Below are 19273 nucleotides of genomic sequence, written 5' to 3'. Positions count from 1 at the left end.
GTCAGCCCAGCAGCGGCGCCAGGTTCTCGGTCCACACGTCGAACCCGAGCTTCAGGATGAGCGCGCCGACCACCGCGAGGAACGCGATGCGGATGAAGCGGCTCCCCTTGGCCACCGCCATCCGCGAGCCCAGGTACGCCCCCGCCACGTTCGCGAGGCCCATGAACAGGCCCAGCACCCAGACGACGTGCCCGCCCGGGATGAAGTAGAGCAGCGCCCCGAGGTTCGTCGCCACGTTCACGATCTTCGCCTTCGCGCTCGCGAGCAGGAAGTCGTAGCCGAGCGCCGTGATCAGGGCGATGATCAGGAACGTGCCGGTGCCGGGGCCGATCAGGCCGTCGTAGAAGCCGATCACGAGTCCGAGCACCGCCGCGGTCACGAGGTGCCGCCGCCCCGCGTGCTTGAGCGCGGTGACGCTGCCCATCGTCGGGCGCGCGATCGTGACCACGGCGACGACGATCAGCGCGACGACGATGATCGGCTTGAAGACGGAGGAGGGCAGCAGCCCCGCGAGCGTCGCGCCTCCGTAGCTGCCCGCGAGGGCGACGGCCGCCATCGGCAGTGCGGTGCGGAGGTCGGGCCTCGCCCGCCGGAAGAAGGTGATGGCGCTGGTCGTGGTGCCGAAGATCGACGCGAGCTTGTTGGTCGCCAGCGCCTGCACGGGCGAGATGCCGGGCACCAGGAGCAGCGCGGGCAGTTGGAGCAGTCCGCCGCCGCCCACCACCGCGTCGATCCAGCCTGCGGCGAAGGCGGCGAGCACCATGAGCAGGATGATCGGGAGGCCCAGGTCGAGGGTGTCGGTCAGCATCGCTGGGAAGCGTACTGGAGCCCCCGCACCCCCTCGACCTCTCGCCCGGGCCGGTCTAGCGTCGGCGGCATGCGATTCGGACTCTTCATCCCCCAGGGCTGGCGCCACGACCTCGTCGGCATCGACCCCGCCGACCAGTGGCGCACCATGAACGACCTCGCCCGGCACGCCGATGCCGGCGCCTGGGAGTCGATCTGGGTGTACGACCACTTCCACACCGTCCCCGTGCCGACCGAGGAGGCGACCCACGAGGCGTGGACGCTCATGGCGGCCTTCGCGGCGACGACCTCCCGCGTGCGCCTCGGCCAGATGTGCACGTGCATGTCGTACCGGAACCCGATGCACCTCGCCAAGATCGCGACGACCGTCGACGTGGTCTCGGGCGGCCGGGTCGAGATGGGCATCGGCGGCGGCTGGTACGAGCACGAGTGGCGCGCGTACGGCTACGGCTTCCCGCGCATCGCCGAGCGGCTCGGCCGTCTCGACGAGGGCGTGCAGATCATGCGCCAGGCCTGGACCACGGGCTCCGCGACGCTCGACGGGCGGTACTACACGGTGGACGGCGCGATCAACCGCCCGCTGCCGCTGCAGGAGGGCGGGATCCCGCTCTGGGTCGCCGGCGGCGGCGAGAAGGTCACGCTGCGGATCGCGGCGCAGTACGCGCAGTACACGAACTTCGCGGGCGCCGCCGAGGCGTTCGACCACAAGAGCGAGGTGCTCCGAGCGCACTGCGAGCGGCTCGGCACCGACTTCTCGGCGATCACCCGCAGCGCCAACTACAACGTGATGATCGGCGAGACCGAGGCCGACGTCGAGAAGGGCCTGCAGCGGCTGGAGGAGCGCGTGACGCCGTTCCTCGGTGCCGACGGTGCCGCGTCCTTCGTGGCGGAGTACCGCTCCCCCGACGCGCTCGCCGTCGGCACCCCCGCGCAGATCGTCGACCGCCTGGCCGACATGGCCGCGCGCGGCATGGACTACGGCATCTTCTACTTCCCGGACGCGGCCTACGACCGCTCGGGGATCGAGCTGTTCGAGCGCGAGGTCCTGCCCGCCCTGGCGTGAGCGGCGCGGATCGGGAGGCGGTGCGGATCGGAGGCGGCGCCTACGCCTCCGATCCGCGCTGTGCGGTCCGCACGACGAACGCTCTAGCCGAGCGGATCGGACGACGATTTCGCCCAAAGCGCGAGGTCGTCGCCGGATCGAGCACCCGTGTCCTCGAAACCGGCCCCGGCGAAGAGGCGTTGACTCCGTGCGTTGCGAACGTCGGTCCGGGCGACGAGATCAGGTCTCCCGGGACCGACGGAGCCGATGACCTGACTGAGTAGGTTCGTCGCGAGACCGGCGCCCTGATGGTCGGGGCGGACTCCGATCGCGAACACCAGGAGAACGTCACCGTCGCTGTCGAAGCCGGAGTGGCAAGCCGCGATCACCTCCCCCTGCTCGTCCAGGTCCACGAGGAGGGATTCCGAGGGAGGAAGAGGGAGCCGCAACGATCTGAGGTGCGACTGGACGTCCAACGCCCACGGAGTCGGATGGTACGAGCGCCGACCACCTCGGAACTCGGCTCGTTCCGGGCTCGCGCAGATGAATCGCTGGAGGGCGGGCAGGTGAATCCGCTCAGCCGGAACGGCCACTCCGCGCTCTAGCGGCGTCGGCGCCAGGCGGCGAGAGCACGCCGCTCGGCCGACGTGAGGACCGGCGAGCCCGCGCCCGCTCGGTACCGAGCAGCCGACGCGTCCCGCTCGCGGTCCGTCAGGCCATCGTTCCCCTCATCCGCGGAGTCGCGCGGAAGCGGAGAGGCGAGAGGAGACGAAACCATGCCTTCAATGGTAGGCGGAGCCGAGCCCCCTGGCGAGGTGTGGCGGGCGACGTCGGTCCGGACGGGACCTGATCCGCACGGCCCGCCGGAGGCGGCGCCTACGCCTCCGATCCGCGCTCCGCAAGTCCCTGCGTCGTCGCCGCACCCCCGCCTACGGTCGGAGCATGGACGCACAGGACATCCGCTGGAACGACGAAGCCCGCAGCAAGATCCTCGAGGACTCGGACCGTGTCCTCCGCGAGGCGGTGCTCGACCTCGCGCAGAGCAAGACGGGCGAGCCCTGGGAGGACGTCTTCGCCGAGCTCAACGCCCGGCTGAAGGACCGCTTCATCGACTTCGAGCCCGGGCCGGACCTCCGCAAGTACGCCGAGGCCGTCTCGGCCGGAGAGATCGAGTCGGGCTCGTGAGCGGCTCCCCGGACGACGCCGCGCTGACCGACGACATCGAGTCGATCCGCGCGCTCGGCGAGGGCCGGATCGGCGAGACCGCCGGCCCCGAGGACGTGGAGCAGGAGCTCTCCCCCGAGGAGGACGCCGCGATCGAGGACGAGCTGAAGCACCGGGGCTGATCCCGGACACGACGAAGGCCCGCCCCCTGCAGGGGGAGCGGGACTTCGTCGTCGGTGCGACTACGCCGAGAGGCGCTCGTAGTCGGTGTAGCCCTCGGCGCCGTGCGCGTAGACGGTGGCCTGGTCGAGCTCGTTCTCGGGGTGGTCGCCCTTCCAGCGCTCGACGAGGTCGGGGTTGGCCATCACCGGACGGCCCACCGCCACGGCGTCGGCGTGGCCGTCGGCGATCAGCGAGCGGACCTCGTCGCGCGTGGTCGGCGATCCGAAGCCGCTGTTCGCGATCAGGACGCCGCCGAAGCGCGAGCGGAGGTCCTGCACCAGGTCGCCCGCGGGCTCGGCGTGCAGGACGCTGAGGTAGGAGAGTCCGAGCGGAGCGAGTCCGTCGACGAGGGCCTCGTAGGTGGCGCGCACGTCGTCGGCGTCGGTCTCGAGGACGTCCTGGATGTTGTGGCTCGGCGAGATGCGGATGCCGACGCGGCCGGCGCCGATCTCGTCGGCGATCGCGCGGGTGACCTCGATCGGGAACGCGGCGCGCGCGGCGGGGCTCCCGCCGTAGGCGTCGGTGCGCACGTTCGAGACCGGCGAGAGGAACTCGTGCAGCAGGTAGCCGTTGGCCGAGTGGACCTCGACGCCGTCGAAGCCGGCGTCGACCGCGCGGCGGGCGGCGGCGACGAACTCGTCGCGCACGACGGCGAGCTCCTCGGTGCTCAGCGCGTGCGGCACGGGGAAGCGGGCCTTGTCGTCGCCGGGGACGCGGACCTCTCCGTCGATCGCGATGGCGCTGGGAGCGACGATGCGGTCGGTCCCGGTGATCGCGGTGTGCGAGACGCGGCCCGCGTTCATGATCTGCATGACGATGCGGCCGCCGGCGGCGTGCACGGCGTCGGCGACGACGCGCCAGCCCTCGGCCTGCTCGGCGGTCTCGATGCCCGGCTGTCCGGCGTAGCCCTTGGACTCGGCGCTGGGGAACACGCCCTCGCTGATGATCAGGCCCAGGCTCGCGCGCTGGGCGTAGTGCTCGGCGATCAGGGCGCCGGGAACGCCGTTCTCGTCGGCGCGCAGGCGCGTCATCGGCGCCATGACGACGCGGTTGGGGAGTTCGAGGTCACCGGCGGTGAGGGGAGTGAAGGGATCCACGGAGGGCCTTTCGTCAGGGGTCGGGCGGGCGCGACCAGCAGTCGCACCGCGGAGGGGAACCGCGGCGGTGACGAGCGCATTCCGTCTCCCGGCGTTCTCCCATCCGCCACGGACGGCGGACGCGCTCCGCGGCGATCACGCCCTGCTCCTCGTCGACCGCCCTGTCTACACTCGGGAGGCGAACGACGAAGGAGTGTGCGCGATGACCGCGACAGCGAACCACCGGTCCGACGTCCGTGAGCGCTCCGCCGCCGGGCGTCCGCTCCTCCGCACGGTCGTGGCCCTGCTCGTGGCCGCCGCCGCCGTGCTCGCCGGGGCGCCCGCCGCCGTCGCCGAGGACCCGGCGACCCTCGGCTCCTCCCCCGTCCTCGACTCCGCCGGCGCCCTCGCGCCGGGTGAGGCCGCCGAGATCGAGCAGGCCGCCTCGCGCCTGTACGAGCAGCACCGCGTCCAGTTGTTCGTCGCGTACGTCGACAGCTTCACCGGCGTCTCGGGCGACGAGCGCTGGGCCGATGCCACGGCCGAGCTGAACGGGCTCGGCGACGACGACGTCCTCCTCGCGGTCGCGGTCGGCGACCGCCAGTACCAGGTCTCGGTCGCCGACGGCTTCGCGCTCGACGACGCGCAGCTCTCGTCGCTCGAGAGCGACGACATCGAGCCGCAGCTCGTCGAGGGCGACTGGGCCGGAGCCGCAGTGGCCGCGGCGGGCGGCATCGGCGAGCGCCTCGACGCGCCGACCGCCGGGGAGTCGTTCGGCCGGGGCGCGACGGTCGTGCTCGCGGTCCTCGCCGTCCTCGTCGTCCTGGGCGTCGTGATCCTCCTCCTCGTGCGCCGCTCGCGCCGCCGGAAGGCCGCGGAGGCCGTCGAGGCCTCGATCGACGAGCTCGCCACCCGCGCCGGATCCGCCCTCGTGCACGCCGACGACGCCGTGCGCACCAGCGAGCAGGAGGTCGGCTTCGCGGAGGCGCAGTTCGGCTCCGACGCGACCGGGCCCTTCCGCGAGGCGCTCGTGACCGCCAAGCGGCTCCTCGGCGAGGCCTTCGGGCTGCAGCAGCGCCTCGACGACGCCGAGCCCGACACCGACCAGGAGCGTCGCGACGGCTACTCCCGGATCCTGCAGCTCTGCGCCGACGCCGAGCAGGCGCTGGACGAGAAGGCCGAGGCGTTCGAGCAGCTGCGCGACCTCGAGAAGAACGCTCCGGAGGTGGCGGCGCAACTCTCCGCGCGCGTCGAGACGGTCTCGGCCCGCCTCGCGCCGACCCGCGCGATCCTCGGCGAGCTCGCCGTCTCCTACTCCCCCTCCGCGATCGACGACGTCGAGGACGACGCCGATCAGGCCGAGGACCGCCTCCGCTTCGCCCGCGACGGCGTCGACGGCGCTCGCGAGGCCCTCACCGCCGGTGACACCGGCCGCGCGGCCGTCCTGCTGCGCTCGGGGCAGCAGGCGGCGGAGCAGGCGTCCGGCCTGCTCGACGCGGTCGCGACCCGCGCCGCCGATCTGCGCGAGGCCGAGGCGACCCTCGCCGCGCGCCTCGCCGAGATCCGCGCCGACGTCGCGCAGGGCCGCACGCTCGCCGCCTCGGCCGACGCCTCGGATCCCACCACCGCTGTCCTCGCGCAGAACGTGGGCGCCGCGATCGCGCAGACGGAGGCGTCCCTCGACCAGGTCGAGCGCGCCGCGTCCGTCCGCCCGAACGATCCGCTGGGACTGCTCGCCACCCTGGCGGCGGCCGACAGCACGATCGACGCGGCCGTCGGCGGCTACCGCGACGCACAGGCTCAGCGGGAGCGTGAGCGCGCCGCCCTCGCCGCCGAGCTCACGACCGCGCGGAGCCGCGTCTCGGCCGCCGAGGACTTCATCGCCGCCCGGCGCGGGGCCGTCGGCTCGCTCGCGCGCACCCGTCTGACGGAGGCGGTCCGCGCCTCCGAGTACGCGGCGCAGATCGCACCGACCGACCCGCGCGAGGCGCTGGCCTCGGCGCAGCGCGCCTCCGCCCTGGCCCAGGACGCTCTGCAGCAGGCCCGCTCGGACACGAGCCGGTACGCGTCGCCGAGCGCCGTGGGAAGCCCCTACGGCGGGAACACCACCGGCGCGTTCCTCGGCGGGATCCTCGTCGAGTCGCTGCTGGGCGGCGGCGGTCGGCGCTCCGGCTACCGCTCCGGCGGGTTCGGCGGCGGCTTCGGCGGCTCGTCGGGCAGCGGCTTCGGTGGCTCCTCCCGCCGCTCGTCCGGCGGCGGCTTCGGCGGCGGCTCCCGTGGCGGCTCCCGTGGCGGCGGCGGACGCCGCGGCGGCGGCGGCCGCTTCTGAGAGTTCTCACACCTCTGACCGACACGACATCCCACGACGCAAGGAGAGACAGCATGGCCCAGAGACAGTCCATCTTCGGACGCATCGCGCAGCTCGCGAAGGCGAACATCAACGCGCTCCTCGACCAGGCCGAGGACCCGCAGAAGATGCTCGACCAGATGGTGCGCGACTACACCGAGAGCATCCGCGACGCCGAGGCCGCCATCGCGCAGACCATCGGCAACCTGCGCCTGCTCGAGGACGACTACCGCGAGGACGTCGACAACGCGCAGGAGTGGGGCGCCAAGGCGCTCGCGGCGAGCCGCAAGGCCGACGACCTGCGCGCCTCCGGGACTTCGGCGGACGCCGACAAGTTCGACGCCCTGGCCAAGGTCGCGCTGCAGCGCCAGATCCAGTCCGAGAAGGAGGCGAAGGACGCCGAGCCGACCATCGCCTCGCAGACCGAGGTCGTCGACAAGCTCAAGTCGGGCCTCAACCAGATGCGCGAGAAGCTCAACCAGCTCTCGTCCAAGCGCGACGAGCTCATCGCCCGCTCGAAGACCGTCGAGGCGCAGACGCAGGTCCAGGACGCGATAAAGAGCATCGACATCATGGACCCGACCAGCGAGGTGAGCCGCTTCGAGCAGAAGATCCGCCGCGAGGAGGCGCGTGTTCGTGGAGCGGAGGAGCTCGCCTCCTCGAGCCTGGACGCCCAGTTCGAGTCGCTCGAGGACCTCGGCGAGATGACCGAGGTCGAGGCGCGCCTCGCGGCGCTCAAGTCCGGACGCCCGCAGGACTCGATCGGTTCCTGAGCTCCCTGACCGGCGCGGCGGCCGCGATCGCGGCCGCCGCGCCGTCGTACCGTTCGCGAAGGCTGGCAATCCTCATGGTGCGGTGGGCACCCCCTGCCCGTAGTCTTCGAAGAGGTAGCCCAAGAAACCGGTCGCCGCACGCCACGACCGGCCCCTACCGGCGTGGTGAACCAGGAGCGGACCGGGCCGTGCCTCACGAGGCCGAGTCGGGGGTCGCTCTCCACGAGGCCGTCGACGCCGATGGCCGCCCCGAAAGAACGAGGCACCCCGTGAGCGTTCCCACCACCCTGTCCGACGGCGGCTCGACCGCCCAGAGCGGCAGCGAGGCCGAGCCGGTCTCCCGCGTCGTCCGGACGCGTCCGCGCGCCGACGGCCGCATCAACCCCACCACCGAGTACTCCGGCCTGCTCAGCACCGTCCGCGACGCGGGCCTGCTCCGTCGCCGCACCGGCTTCTACTACACGATGTTCGCCGTGCTGGTCCTGGCCCTCGGCGGAATCGTCACCGGCTTCGTCCTGCTGGGCGACTCCTGGTTCCAGCTCCTGCTGGCCGCGGCCCTCGGCATCGTCCTCACCCAGTTCGCGTTCCTCGCGCACGAGGCCTCGCACCGTCAGGTGTTCGAGTCGGGCAAGGCCAACGACGTCGCGGGGCGCACCCTCGCGAACCTCTTCGTCGGCATCAGCTACTCGTGGTGGATGCACAAGCACAGCCGGCACCACGCGAACCCGAACGTGCTCGGCAAGGACCCCGACATCGAGCGCGACGTCATCTCGTTCACCAGCGAGGACGCGGCCCGCTCGCGCGGCCTGTACGCCTGGCTGACGCGCCGTCAGGGCTACGCCTTCTTCCCCCTCCTCCTGCTCGAGGGCCTCAACCTGCACATCCACGGCTTCCGCACGGTCTTCGGCCGCGGCAAGGTCGACAAGCGCTGGGTCGAGATCTCGATGCTCGTCGCCCGCGTGGGCCTCTACCTCGCGGTCATCTTCTGGGCCCTGCCGCTGGGCATGGCGTTCGCCTTCCTCGGCGTGCAGATGGGCGTCTTCGGCCTCTACATGGGTGCCTCGTTCGCCCCGAACCACAAGGGCATGCCGCTGCTGCCGAAGGAGGCGCGCGTCGACTTCCTGCGCCGCCAGGTCCTCACCTCGCGCAGCATCAAGAGCACCTGGCTCACCGACCTCTACATGGGCGGTCTGAACTACCAGGTCGAGCACCACCTCTTCCCGAACATGCCCCGCCCGGCCCTGCGCCGCGCCCAGGTCATCGCGAAGGAGTACTGCGCCACCCACCAGATCCCCTACACCGAGACCTCGCTGCTCGAGTCGTACGGCATCGTCGTCCGCTACCTCAACCGCGTGGGCCTCTCGGCCGGCGGCGACCCGTTCGACTGCCCGGCCGCCTCGGCCTACGGCCGCTGAGCCGCACCGCCCGAACGACGATGCACGCACCCCGCCGCGCGCGCGTCGGGAGACGCACTGAGGCCCGCCCCGCCGGTGAGGGCGGGACGGGCCTCGGGGAGTGCGCCGGGTCAGGAGGCGTTGCAGAGCACCAGCGTGCCGCTGGTCGTCGCAGCAGCCTTGGCGCCGGTGGCCGTGTAGCCGGTCGGCACGGTCACGCTCGCACTCAGCGACCAGCCGAGGCTGACGTTGATCGTCGTGCGGAGGGCGAGCGTCGCGCCCGCAGCCAGAGGTGCCGTCAGCACGATCGAGCGGGTCGTCGGGTTCACGACGTTCACAGCGGCGAGGGATCCCGACGTCGTGAGCACGCCGATGTTGGCCAGGCCACCGCCCACGACGACGATCGTCGTTCCGGTCGGGAGTGCGGTGGGACCCGCGGTCAGGTCGAATCCTGTCGACAGCAGGCCGAGGCCGAGCGTGCCGCAGGTGCCGTTCAGCTGGAACGCGCCCACGTCGATGGTCGACGCGGCGGCGGAGGGGGTCGCGACCGCGACCGCGACGACCGGGACGGTCCAGGCGGCGGCGGCGGTGACCGAACGGCGCGAGACGATGCGCTCGGCGTCCAGGGGGGCGGGAGTGGAATCGTGGGACACGGTGGTGCCTTTCTGTCGAGGGGCCGAGGCCTCCGGCGTGCACGCGGTCCCGCTCTCGAGCGGACGGTCGCGGAGGTGTACGGGAGCGATGCTTCCCAGCGGGCACCCCTCGATCAAGGCGCACGAGCTTGCCCCCCAAACGCGGGTCATCTGCGAAATCAAGGGGGTGCGCGGCGACCGGACGGCGGCCTAGCGTGACGCTATGAGCAGCTCCGACAACGACATCGAACCGACCCTCGTCGACCCCGAGCAGACCCCTTCGCCGACCGAGACCGAGACCGCCGACGGCACCACCGCGGGCCTCGACGAGGTCGGCCGCCCGTCCCCCGACGGGCTCACCCAGGACGGCGACGCGGAGAACCCGCCGCTGCCCGACTGGGGCCCCACCGACGGCGTCCACGGCACCGACGCCGACCCCGACGGGACCGCCGGCGCCACCCGCTGACCACTCCCCCCGAGGGACCTCGCCGGGCTCCTGCCGCCGTCGCGATCAGGACCCGACGAGGTCCCTCCGTGTTCGCCCGGACGTCGCCGCGACGCCCGACGGGCCGCCCTACACTGGCGGAATGCAGCCGAAAGAACGCGCCCTCCGGGTGATCTCCTACAACCTCCGGGAGCACCGAGCGCACGTCGAGATCGCTCCGCTCGCCGCCCGCCACGACGTCGACGTCCTGTGCCTGCAGGAGTGCGACACCACGAAGCTCCCGCAGGAGCTGGGCGACCTGCGCCTCGCGACCGTCACCGCCCGCAACCGGCTCGGGCTCGCGATCTACTACTCGCACGCCCGCTTCGACCTGGCCGGCAGCGCCGCCTTCGAGCTCAGCAAGTCGATGCACGACCGCGTCATGTCCCCCGCTCACGAGCGCCTCCTCGCCGTCCGGCTGACCGACGAGGAGGGCGGATCGATCGCCGTCTCGTCCTTCCACGCCGCCCCCCTCTCGGCCGGCAACGCCCTGCGCCGGAAGCAGATCGACGAGGCGCTGAACCGGCTGCGCGAGTACGCCCCGGACACCCCCTCGCTCATGGTCGGCGACTACAACTACCCCTGGTTCTTCCGCGGACTCGACCGCAAGATGACGCGGAACGGCTACCTGGTGTCGCGGAGCGACTCCCCCACCTACGCCCGCTACCGGTACTTCAGCGGGCACTTCGACTTCGCGATCAGCGACTCCGTCCGCATCGAGCGGGTGTCGACCCTTCCGCAGGGGCTCTCGGACCACCTCCCCGTGCTGGTCGACGCGCACTACTCCGCGGCCGACGCCTAGGGGCCGGCGAGCGGGATCCCGCGCGTCGCGTCCACACCCACCTCCCGCTCGGGTGACGCTCGGTAGGCTCAGGGGGTGACGACCCTGATCCTCGCCCGGCACGGAGAGACCGTCTGGCACTCCGAGAACCGCTTCGCGGGCTCCTCCGACATCGCCCTCACTCCTCGCGGACAGGACCAAGCGGCGACGCTCGCCTCCTGGGCCGTCGACGCCGACCTCGAGGCGGTGTACTCGTCCACGCTCGTGCGCGCGGTCCGCACCGCGGTCCCGGCCGCCCGGGCCGCGCATCTCGAGGTGCATCCGGACCCCGCTCTCGTCGAGGTCGACTTCGGCCAGGGCGAGGGACTGACGACAGCCGAGATGGAGAAGCGCTTCCCCGACGCCTACCGCGCGTGGGTCGCCGCTCCAGCGATCCAGCCGATGCCCGGCGGGGAGTCGGGGCTCGACGCGGTCGCCCGCGCCAACGCCTCGCTCGCCCGGATCCACCGCGACCACCCCGAGGGCCGCGTGCTCGTCGTCGCGCACGGCACGCTCATCCGCCTGCTCCTGTGCGCCTACCTCGGCATCAACCCCGAGACCTACCGCCACACGTTCCCCGTCGTCGACAACGTCTCGCTGACGACGCTCCGCTGGGACGCGACGGGCATCGGACTGCTCGGCTACAACGTCCCTCCCGTGCAGAAGCAGCGGCGCTCGAGCTGAACGACGTGCGCGAGGCGCCGCGCCGCTCGGGCGGTGCCGGCTCGATCGGCCTCGTGCTGGGCGCGGTGGCGAGCGTGCAGCTCGGCGCGTCCTTCGCGGTCCTGCTCTTCCCGGCCGCGGGCCCGATCGGCACGGTCACGCTCCGCCTCGTCTTCTCGGCGCTCGTGCTGCTCGTCGTCTGCCGCCCGAGGCTGCGCGGCTACTCGCGAGCCGACTGGGGCACCGTCGTCGTCTACGGACTCGCCCTCGGCGGGATGAACGCCTGCTACTACGAGGCCATCGCCCGCATCCCGCAGGGCGCCGCCGTCACCCTCGAGGTCCTCGGCCCGCTGACCCTCTCGGTGATCGCCGGCCGGAGCCTGCTCAGCCTGCTCTGGGCGGGCCTCGCTCTGGCCGGGGTCGTGACGCTCTCGCAGGGCGGCTTCGGCTCGCTCGACCCGGTCGGCGTCGCGTTCGCCCTGGGAGCCGCGGCTCTCTGGGCCACCTACATCGTGTTCGCCGAGCGGACGGGTGGGCGCTTCCCCCGCCTCGACGGGCTGGCGCTGGCCCTGGCCGCCGGCGCCGTCGTCTCGCTGCCGTTCGGCATCGCGACGGCCGGGCCCGCGCTGATCCTGCCGCCCGTGCTGCTGCTGGGCTTCGCGGTCGCGGTGCTCTCCTCCGCGGTGCCGTACGCCCTGGAGCTGCTCGCGCTGCGGCGCCTGCGCTCGTCGACCTTCTCGATCCTGATGTCGCTCGCTCCGGGCGCGGCCGCCCTGTCGGGCTTCCTCGTGCTCGGCCAGCGGCTCACGGTGGTCGAGGCGATCGGCATCGGCCTGGTCGTCGCCGCGAGCGTCGGCGCCGTCCGCTCCGCCTCCCGCTGACGGGCGGATCGGAGCGACCGCCTCCGCTCGGCCTGGTATTTCGTTAGGCTAACTATGTGCCTCATGATCCCGCCACCACCGCCCTCGCCGGGGAGCTCCGCATCGCGGTCGCGCGCCTGGGCCGCCGACTCCGCCAGGAGAAGGGCCGGCACGAGCTCAGCGACGCGCAGCTGAGCGTCCTCGCTCTGCTCGAGCGCGAGGGCCCCCGCACCCTCGGCGAGCTGGCCGAGGTGGAGCGCGTGCGCCCGCCCTCGATGTCGCGCACGGTCGCCTGCCTCGTGGACGACGGACTCGCCGAGCGCCTGGGCGACCCGGCCGACGGGCGCGTCGTCCGACTCCGCCCCACCGAGGCGGGATCCGCGCTCGTGCACGAGGTGCGCCGCAGCCGCGACGCGTGGCTCGTGGCCGGGCTCCGCGAGCTCTCCCCCGCTCAGCAGTCCCTGCTGCGCGACGCCGTGGCCCTCCTCCGCGAGGTGGCGGAGCGATGAGCGCGATGTTCCGCTCGATGGCGGTGCCGAACTACCGCATCTGGTTCGCCGGGGCGACGGTCTCGAACATCGGCACCTGGATGCAGCGCACCGCCCAGGACTGGATCGTCATCAACGACCTGACCGACCACGACGCGACCGCGCTGGGCGTCACCATGGCGCTGCAGTTCGGACCGCAGCTGCTGATGGTGCCCTTCTCTGGCTTCATCGCCGACCGCTTCGACCGGCGGCGTCTGCTCATGGCGACCCAGGGCGCGATGGGGGTGCTCGGGCTCGGCCTGGGCCTGCTCGTCGTCACCGGCGTCGTGCAGCTCTGGATGGTCTACGTCTTCGCGCTGCTGCTCGGCTTCGCCGCGGCGATCGACGCACCCGTGCGGCAGACCTTCGTGTCGGCGCTCGTCGAGGAGAAGGACCTCTCGAACGCGGTCTCGCTCAACTCCGCCTCGTTCAACTCCGCCCGGATGATCGGGCCGGCCCTCGCGGGCGTCCTCATCTCGGCCGTCGGGTCGGGCTGGGTGTTCCTGCTCAACGCGGCGAGCTTCCTCGCCGTGCTGCTCTCGCTGCGCTTCCTGCACCGCGACCAGCTCCGCTCCGCTCCCCGCGCTACCCGGGGCCCGGGCGCGCTGCTCGAGGGGTTCCGCTACGTGTCGCGGCGGCCGGACATCATCGTGGTGCTGATCATCGTGTTCCTGATCGGCACCTTCGGCCTGAACTTCCCGATCTTCGCCTCGACGATGGCCACGGTGGAGTTCGACATGGGCGCGAGCGAGTTCGGCCTGCTGTCCTCGGCGATCGCGGTCGGCTCGGTGATCGGCGCCCTGCTCTCGGCCCGCCGCGACCGGCCCCGGCTGCGGCTGATCGTCGGAGCCGCCTTCGCGTTCGGAGTCGCCCTCGCGCTCTCGGGTCTCATGCCGACCGCGTGGTCCTTCGCGATCGTCCTGCCGCTGGTCGGCGTCGCCGCGCAGACGCTGATGACCTCGGCCAACGGCTTCGTGCAGCTCTCGACCGCCCCCGAGATGCGCGGCCGCGTGATGGCGCTCTACATGGCGATCTTCGTCGGAGGCACGCCGATCGGGGCTCCGCTCATCGGCGCCGTCGCGAACGGCCTCGGCCCGCGCTGGGCGATCGCGGTCGGCGCCGCCTCCGGGCTCGCCGCGGCGGCCGTCGGCCTGGGCTTCCACGTGCGGATGCGCCGCAGCGCAGCATCTCCGACTCGCCAGAACGCCTCCGGCTCGCAGGAACCGGCTGGTCCTGCGAGCCGAACGGGATCCGACGAGCCCGGGATCCGCTCCGCCGTCAGGCCTCGCGCGTGATCTCGACCCGGACGAACAGCTTCGACGAGTGCGGGCCCGCGTACACGCCCCGCAACGGGGCGATGTCGTTGTAGTCGCGACCGCGGCCGACGATCACGTGGCGGTCGCCGATGTCGATCAGGTTCGTCGGGTCGTAGCCGCGCCACGCTCCTCCGCAGAACCACTCGACCCAGGCGTGCGACTCCCCCGTCACCGTCTCGCCGATCTCGGCGTGCGGCTTGGGGTGGAGGTAGCCCGAGACGTACCGGGCCGGGATGCCGACCGAGCGCAGCGCCCCGAGGACGATGTGCGTGATGTCCTGGCAGACGCCCTTCCGCGCCGTCCACGACTCCGTCGCCGTCGAGTGCACGCCGGTGACGCCCTGCTTGTAGGTCATCTCCCGGCCGATGCGCTCGGCGATCGCCAGCGCCGCCTCGCAGGGCCCCGCCGACTCGTCCGCGAGCGAGCGAGCGAGCTCGACGAGGTCCTCCGGAGGCGCGGTGCGGACGGTCTGCTTCGACTGCTCCACGTACTCGGTGAGCGTCTCGACCTGCTCGGCGAGCTGCTCCCAGCCGTACGGGTGCTCGGGATGCGCCTTCGGGCGCACCTCGACCAGCGACGTCGCCGTGAGCGAGAGCTCCTGGTGCGCGTCGAGCACGTCGAACGAGGACACCCGGGTGCCCCAGTAGTCGGTGTACGTGTGCGCCGACGTGACCGGCCGGATGTCGAGGTTCGAGAACAGCACGAGCTGCCCGTCCGAGGACGCCGGCAGCATCCTCGCCTCGTTGTAGGACGCCACCACGTCGCCCCGGTAGGTGAAGCCCGTGGTGTGCTTGATGCGCAGCCTGCTCACAGCGCCTCCCCGATCCAGCTCGGCATGACGTTGGTGGGGAAGTAGCGCTGCCGGATCGCCTCGGACGCGGCCGAGGTCGCGTCCTGCACCCCGTCCATGTGCCGCGGGAGATCCTCGAGGATCTCGGTGATCGGCCGGTACTCGAGCTCGCTCCGGATCTGGCCCAGCACGCGCTGGGCGTCGCCGGTGTGCCCGACGCGGCCGGTGCGCGGCTCGATGTCGCGCATGCACATCTCGGCGCGCGAGATCGAGAAGAGGATCGACCGCGGGAAGAGCCGGTCGAGGAGGAGGAACTCCGCCGCGTTGCGCGCGCTCGGCACGCCGCGGTAGGTGCGGAGGTACGCCTCGTACGCCCCGCAGGAGCGGAGGATCGTGGTCCACGACGGGCCGCTCGCCTCGGTCAGCGACCGGGTCGCGAGCAGTCGCGCCGTCATGTCGGCCCGCTCGATCGAGCGGCCCAGCGTGAAGAACTGCCAGGCCTCGTCGCGCGAGGTGGCCGACTCGATGATGCCGACGGCCAGCGCCGAGCGCTCGCGCACCCAGCTGAAGAACTCCGACACCCGCTCGCCCGACACGCGGCGCGGCATCCGGGTGCGGGTCGTGTTCAGGCACTCCCACAGCTCCGTCGACACGATCTCGCGGGCGCGGCGGGCGTTCTCACGGGCGGCGCCGAGCGAGTAGGCGATGGAGGCGGGGTTCGTGCGGTCGATCGCGAGGATCGTCAGCACGTCCGCCCGGGTGATCTCGCGCATGTCGTCGGGCGGGGTCGACCCCATCACCGACAGCAGCGAGCGGCACGCGGTGTCCTCGTCGATCCACGGATCCTCCAGCAGGAGCTGGAGGTGGACGTCGAGGATGCGCGCGGTGCCGTCCGAGCGCTCGATGTAGCGGCCGATCCAGAAGAGGGACTCGGCGATCCGGGAGAGCATCAGTCCTCCTCCCCCGCGTCGCGACCCTGCTGCTGCTGCTGCTCCTGGTCGGAGTTCGGGGCGTCGTGCGGCGAGTGGTCGGGGGTGTGGTTCAGCGGGTAGACGATCGGGATCGAGCTGGTGACGGCCGCCTGCTCGGCGACGAGGCCCTGGATGTCGTGCGCATCGGGCTCCCGCCCGCGCTGGGACTCCAGCCCGACGACCCAGGTGTCCTTCGACCCTCCGCCCTGCGACGAGTTCACGACGAGCTGACCCTCGGGGAGCGCCACGCGAGTGAGCCCGCCCGGCAGGACCCAGACGTCCTTGCCGTCGTTGACCGCGAAGGGGCGGAGGTCGGCGTGCCGGGGCCGCATCCCGTCGTCGACGAGGGTCGGGATGGTCGACAGCTGCACGACCGGCTGCGCGATCCAGCCGCGCGGGTCGGCCTGGAGGCGCGAGCGCAGCTCGGCCAGCTCCTTGGCGGAGGCGTCGGGGCCGACGACCAGTCCCTTGCCGCCGGAGCCGTCGACCGGCTTCACGACGAGCTCGTCGAGGCGGTCGAGGACCTCCTCGAGCGCGCCCGGATCCTCCAGGCGCCAGGTGTCGACGTTCTTGATCACCGCGTCCTCGCCGAGGTAGTAGCGGATGAGGTCGGGCATGTAGGTGTAGACGAGCTTGTCGTCCGCGACTCCGTTGCCCACCGCGTTCGCGATCGTGACGGTGCCCAGGCGCGCGGCGAGCATGAGTCCGGGCGACCCGAGCATCGAGTCGGCGCGGAACTGCAGCGGATCGAGGAACTCGTCGTCGACGCGGCGGTAGATCACGTCGACGCGGGTCGGGCCCGAGGTCGTCCGCATGAACACCTTGCCACCGGTGCAGAACAGGTCGCGGCCCTCGACGAGCTCGACGCCCATGAGCCGCGCGAGCAGGGTGTGCTCGAAGTAGGCGGAGTTGTAGACGCCGGGGGTCAGGACGACCACGGTCGGGTCGTCGACGCCCTCGGGAGCCGACGCGCGGAGCGCCTGCAGCAGCTTGTTGGGGTAGTCGCCGACGGGGCGGACGCGCATCGAGACGAACAGCTCGGGCAGGGTCTGCGCCATGACGCGCCGGTTCGAGATGACGTACGAGACACCGGAGGGGACGCGGACATTGTCCTCGAGGACGCGCCAGGCGCCGACCTCGTCGCGGATGAGGTCGATGCCCGAGACCTGGATCCGCACGCCGTTGGCCGAGACGATGCCGGCCGCCTGGCGGTGGAAGTGGCTGGAGCTCGAGATGAGCCCGGCGGGGATCACTCCGTCCTTCACGGCGTTCTGCGGACCGTAGACGTCGGCGAGGAACGCCTCGAGAGCGCGCACGCGCTGCTTGATGCCGCTCTGCACCTCGTTCCACTCGGCGCGCTCGATCACGCGCGGCACGGCGTCGAGCGGGAACGGCCGCTCCTCGCCGGCGAAGTCGAAGGTGACGCCCTGCGCGAGGTAGGAGGAGGCGAGCGCGTCGGTGCGGCCGCGCAGCTCCTCCTGCGTCATCCGCGCGAGCGAGGAGTAGATGTCGCGGTACGCCGAGCGGACCCCGTCGGGGCCCTTCGTCGCGGCGACATCAGCGAACATCTCGTCCCAGGGAGGGGCGCCGGCACGGCGGCGCTCGACCTTCTGGGACCCGTAGCCGTCGAAGAGGTCACCCATGGCACGACTCTAGTCCGGGGCGTATTGCGGGGATGTTTCGCGGGCTCCGGGAGCTGCTCCGGAGACCCGTGAGCGGTCGGCACGGCCCGCAGCGGAAGCTCCGTCGCTGGTCCAGGACTCCCTCGATCCGGGACTCCCGCGATGTCAGCGAGAGGCGCGCAGGGCCTCGTTCATCGCCCGGACGGTCCGGAAGCCCGCGCGGCGGGCGATCTCAGCGCGCGTGAGCGAGTTCCGGGAGAGCGCGAGGTGGTGCGAGGCGAGGGCCGCCCGGGCCGAACGGATCTCGGCCAGTGGCGTCGACCCGCGTTCCGCGAACAGGCGATGGAGATGGCGGACCGAGACGAGCAGCCGGTCGGCGAGTACGGCGACCGTGAGGTCGGGATCCGACGCCTCCCTCGCGATCGCGTCCTTCGCCTCCCGCCACAGCGCCTCCTCCGGAGCGGTCGGCGTCGCGTGGCCCAGCATCTCCGGCAGGGCGGCGACCAGGGTCTCGACGGCGAGCCGGAAGGACTGGAAGCCGGGATCGTCGGCCTGGAGCTCCGAGGACAGCGCGCTGATCGCGGCCGCCACGAGCACCTGCCGATAGGCCTCGCTGATCGCCCGCACCGCCTCGAGACCACCCTCCGCACCTTCCGCCGGCCACAGCGCGCGACGCAGACCGATCTCGACCCGGGCGCTGGCGACTGCGCTGTCGAGCGTCCACGGAGCCGAGACCGGAAGGAGGACGACCCCGCCGGGCTCGAGCGAGACCGTCGAGCCCGCGGAGGAGATCGACAGCGAGCCGTCGATCTGGACGACAGCGTGTCGGACGGCCCTGGTCCGGTTCGTGCTGTCCCCGAGACGGGCGGGGGTGTGCCACACCCGCACCAGCTCGAACGGACCGTCGACGATGCGGTCGGCGAAGAGGTGGAACGGGCTGCGCGGCTCGCACCAGAGCCCGCGCGAGTGCAGCCACGCCACAGCGGCGGCGTCGCGCAGGGCGAGCGATCGCTCTGCCCCGCTCTCCCGCGACCGCCTGTGCACCGCCACGACAGGCGCGGGCACACCGATCGGGTGGGTCGGCGGAGGCATCGCTCGCGAGGCAGTCGTGTTCACACGACTATCAGAGCGCACGGGGGCCCGGGGTCGGTCGGACTGCGCGAATCTGCCAGGCGATCGGCCCCGTTTCTGCCCAGAACCCGGCGGAGACGCCTCCTCGGGCGCTCCTGCGCAGAGCATCGTCGAGCACCACCTCTCGTGTGCACCACTCGACCCGAAGGAATCCCATGACCGAGAACCCCACCGGAGGCGTCCAGCGCCGCACGATCGTGTCCGGAGCCGCGTGGACCATCCCCGTCGTCGCCGTCGCCGTCGCCACCCCCGCAGCCGCCGCGTCGCTGCAGCCGACCCTCGAGTTCATCAACGGGCCGTACACCGTCGACGCGTGCGGCACCCTCGGCGCGATCGTCCTCGAGGCGACCACCAACGGATCGACCGCCGTCACCGACGGTACCCTCATCACCGTCACGCTCCCGGCGGGTCTGACGTGGGCCGACGGCTCCACCGCACCTCGCGCTCTGCCGACTTCCGGCGGACAGCTCACCCTGACCGGGCTGAAGGCCACTGGCGCGAGCGGGCCAGTCCTCATCAGCGCCACGGGCAACGGACTCAGTACGACGGAGACGGTCAGCATCCGCCCCAGCGGGACGGCGTACACGGCGATCGCGAACCTGGGGCCGACCGCCCTCTCGAACGTCCCTTCC

General features: G+C 72.2%; 20 protein-coding genes and 1 pseudogene. 13 read left to right on the top strand and 8 right to left on the bottom strand.

Annotated elements, in window-relative coordinates:
* Position 1: 1 nt before the first annotated feature.
* The gene (locus ASF46_RS03495) at positions 2-808 is read right to left on the bottom strand and encodes a sulfite exporter TauE/SafE family protein (RefSeq protein ID WP_055786827.1); all 807 of its coding nucleotides are present in this window, start codon (positions 806-808) and stop codon (positions 2-4) included.
* Between the two features lie 69 nt (positions 809-877).
* On the opposite strand from ASF46_RS03495, the gene ASF46_RS03490 reads away from it, so the two are divergent.
* A complete protein-coding gene (locus ASF46_RS03490; protein WP_056866441.1) occupies positions 878-1870 on the top strand; it encodes an LLM class F420-dependent oxidoreductase in 993 nt (330 codons plus the stop codon).
* A gap of 83 nt (positions 1871-1953) precedes the next feature.
* Here ASF46_RS03490 and ASF46_RS18715 read toward each other — a convergent pair whose 3' ends face one another.
* The gene (locus ASF46_RS18715) at positions 1954-2442 is read right to left on the bottom strand and encodes a GNAT family N-acetyltransferase (RefSeq protein WP_162240156.1); all 489 of its coding nucleotides are present in this window, start codon (positions 2440-2442) and stop codon (positions 1954-1956) included.
* 349 nt (positions 2443-2791) lie between these two features.
* On the opposite strand from ASF46_RS18715, the gene ASF46_RS03480 reads away from it, so the two are divergent.
* Together ASF46_RS03480 and ASF46_RS19075 are read left to right on the top strand one after the other, a co-directional pair.
* On the top strand, positions 2792-3034 hold the full coding sequence (locus tag ASF46_RS03480) for a hypothetical protein (protein ID WP_056866439.1): 243 nt from the start codon (positions 2792-2794) through the stop codon (positions 3032-3034).
* Positions 3031-3195, top strand: coding sequence for a hypothetical protein (locus ASF46_RS19075; protein ID WP_157602183.1), 165 nt, complete (start codon positions 3031-3033; stop codon positions 3193-3195). Before ASF46_RS03480 ends, ASF46_RS19075 begins: the two co-directional genes overlap by 4 nt.
* Positions 3196-3255: 60 nt before the next feature.
* Here the strand turns inward: ASF46_RS19075 and ASF46_RS03475 are convergent, their stop codons facing one another.
* Positions 3256-4332, bottom strand: a complete 1077-nt coding sequence (locus ASF46_RS03475; protein ID WP_056866438.1) for an alkene reductase — start codon at positions 4330-4332, stop codon at positions 3256-3258.
* A 202-nt stretch (positions 4333-4534) separates the two neighbouring features.
* Between ASF46_RS03475 and ASF46_RS03470 the strand changes: the two genes are divergently transcribed.
* The 3 genes from ASF46_RS03470 to ASF46_RS03460 all read left to right on the top strand — a co-directional run bounded on the left by ASF46_RS03470 (position 4535) and on the right by ASF46_RS03460 (position 8846).
* The gene (locus tag ASF46_RS03470) at positions 4535-6640 is read left to right on the top strand and encodes a TPM domain-containing protein (RefSeq protein WP_162240155.1); all 2106 of its coding nucleotides are present in this window, start codon (positions 4535-4537) and stop codon (positions 6638-6640) included.
* Positions 6641-6693: 53 nt separating this feature from the next.
* Positions 6694-7431 (top strand): PspA/IM30 family protein, encoded by a 738-nt coding sequence (locus ASF46_RS03465; RefSeq protein ID WP_056866436.1) that lies wholly within the window; start codon positions 6694-6696, stop codon positions 7429-7431.
* Between the two features lie 377 nt (positions 7432-7808).
* Positions 7809-8846, top strand: coding sequence for a fatty acid desaturase family protein (locus tag ASF46_RS03460; protein ID WP_055788897.1), 1038 nt, complete (start codon positions 7809-7811; stop codon positions 8844-8846).
* Positions 8847-8956: 110 nt separating this feature from the next.
* On the opposite strand, the gene ASF46_RS03455 is transcribed toward ASF46_RS03460, so the two are convergent.
* Positions 8957-9478: a hypothetical protein gene (locus ASF46_RS03455; RefSeq protein WP_056866435.1), complete on the bottom strand. Its 522-nt coding sequence runs from the start codon at positions 9476-9478 to the stop codon at positions 8957-8959.
* 202 nt (positions 9479-9680) lie between these two features.
* On the opposite strand from ASF46_RS03455, the gene ASF46_RS03450 reads away from it, so the two are divergent.
* From ASF46_RS03450 to ASF46_RS03425, 6 genes are all read left to right on the top strand, one after another.
* Complete coding sequence (locus ASF46_RS03450) at positions 9681-9923, top strand: hypothetical protein (protein ID WP_056866434.1); 243 nt, start codon at positions 9681-9683, stop codon at positions 9921-9923.
* Positions 9924-10044: 121 nt separating this feature from the next.
* Positions 10045-10743 carry an endonuclease/exonuclease/phosphatase family protein gene (locus tag ASF46_RS03445; RefSeq protein WP_056866433.1) on the top strand — a complete coding sequence of 233 codons (699 nt, stop codon included), beginning with the start codon at positions 10045-10047 and terminating at the stop codon, positions 10741-10743.
* Between the two features lie 75 nt (positions 10744-10818).
* Positions 10819-11445: a histidine phosphatase family protein gene (locus ASF46_RS03440; RefSeq protein WP_055786801.1), complete on the top strand. Its 627-nt coding sequence runs from the start codon at positions 10819-10821 to the stop codon at positions 11443-11445.
* Between the two features lie 5 nt (positions 11446-11450).
* On the top strand, positions 11451-12305 hold the full coding sequence (locus ASF46_RS03435; RefSeq protein WP_200919657.1) for an EamA family transporter: 855 nt from the start codon (positions 11451-11453) through the stop codon (positions 12303-12305).
* Positions 12306-12361: 56 nt separating this feature from the next.
* Complete coding sequence (locus ASF46_RS03430) at positions 12362-12793, top strand: MarR family winged helix-turn-helix transcriptional regulator (protein WP_056866432.1); 432 nt, start codon at positions 12362-12364, stop codon at positions 12791-12793.
* On the top strand, positions 12790-14106 hold the full coding sequence (locus tag ASF46_RS03425; protein ID WP_082485202.1) for an MFS transporter: 1317 nt from the start codon (positions 12790-12792) through the stop codon (positions 14104-14106). The genes ASF46_RS03430 and ASF46_RS03425 overlap by 4 nt, the downstream gene beginning before the upstream one ends.
* On the opposite strand, the gene ASF46_RS03420 is transcribed toward ASF46_RS03425, so the two are convergent.
* The 4 genes from ASF46_RS03420 to ASF46_RS03405 all read right to left on the bottom strand — a co-directional run bounded on the left by ASF46_RS03420 (position 14090) and on the right by ASF46_RS03405 (position 18491).
* On the bottom strand, positions 14090-14938 hold the full coding sequence (locus tag ASF46_RS03420) for a transglutaminase family protein (RefSeq protein ID WP_056866431.1): 849 nt from the start codon (positions 14936-14938) through the stop codon (positions 14090-14092). The genes ASF46_RS03425 and ASF46_RS03420 overlap by 17 nt on opposite strands.
* Positions 14935-15867 (bottom strand): alpha-E domain-containing protein, encoded by a 933-nt coding sequence (locus ASF46_RS03415; protein WP_056866430.1) that lies wholly within the window; start codon positions 15865-15867, stop codon positions 14935-14937. Before ASF46_RS03415 ends, ASF46_RS03420 begins: the two co-directional genes overlap by 4 nt.
* A complete protein-coding gene (locus ASF46_RS03410; protein WP_056866429.1) occupies positions 15867-17531 on the bottom strand; it encodes a circularly permuted type 2 ATP-grasp protein in 1665 nt (554 codons plus the stop codon). The genes ASF46_RS03415 and ASF46_RS03410 overlap by 1 nt, the downstream gene beginning before the upstream one ends.
* Positions 17532-17675: 144 nt before the next feature.
* Entirely contained in the window at positions 17676-18491 is an 816-nt protein-coding gene (locus ASF46_RS03405) for a hypothetical protein (RefSeq protein WP_157602181.1), read from the bottom strand.
* A gap of 305 nt (positions 18492-18796) precedes the next feature.
* Here ASF46_RS03405 and ASF46_RS19360 point away from each other — a divergent pair.
* Positions 18797-19273: pseudogene (locus ASF46_RS19360) on the top strand (hypothetical protein); the annotation flags it as partial.

This window comes from Rathayibacter sp. Leaf296 (assembly GCF_001423045.1).
GTDB classification, from domain to species: Bacteria; Actinomycetota; Actinomycetes; order Actinomycetales; family Microbacteriaceae; genus Rathayibacter; species Rathayibacter caricis.
Note: the sequence above shows the minus strand (reverse complement) of the source record. Positions and strands in the feature narration are given on the sequence as shown.

Bases quoted from the DNA above. Each gene is read 5' to 3' on its own strand.
- ASF46_RS03495 (WP_055786827.1), bottom strand. From the start codon at position 808: ATGCTGACCGACACCCTCGACCTGGGCCTCCCGATCATCCTGCTCATG.
- ASF46_RS03490 (WP_056866441.1), top strand. From the start codon at position 878: ATGCGATTCGGACTCTTCATCCCCCAGGGCTGGCGCCACGACCTCGTC.
- ASF46_RS03480 (WP_056866439.1), top strand. From the start codon at position 2,792: ATGGACGCACAGGACATCCGCTGGAACGACGAAGCCCGCAGCAAGATC.
- ASF46_RS03470 (WP_162240155.1), top strand. From the start codon at position 4,535: ATGACCGCGACAGCGAACCACCGGTCCGACGTCCGTGAGCGCTCCGCC.
- ASF46_RS03465 (WP_056866436.1), top strand. From the start codon at position 6,694: ATGGCCCAGAGACAGTCCATCTTCGGACGCATCGCGCAGCTCGCGAAG.
- ASF46_RS03450 (WP_056866434.1), top strand. From the start codon at position 9,681: ATGAGCAGCTCCGACAACGACATCGAACCGACCCTCGTCGACCCCGAG.
- ASF46_RS03445 (WP_056866433.1), top strand. From the start codon at position 10,045: ATGCAGCCGAAAGAACGCGCCCTCCGGGTGATCTCCTACAACCTCCGG.
- ASF46_RS03425 (WP_082485202.1), top strand. From the start codon at position 12,790: ATGAGCGCGATGTTCCGCTCGATGGCGGTGCCGAACTACCGCATCTGG.
- ASF46_RS03415 (WP_056866430.1), bottom strand. From the start codon at position 15,867: ATGCTCTCCCGGATCGCCGAGTCCCTCTTCTGGATCGGCCGCTACATC.
- ASF46_RS03410 (WP_056866429.1), bottom strand. From the start codon at position 17,531: ATGGGTGACCTCTTCGACGGCTACGGGTCCCAGAAGGTCGAGCGCCGC.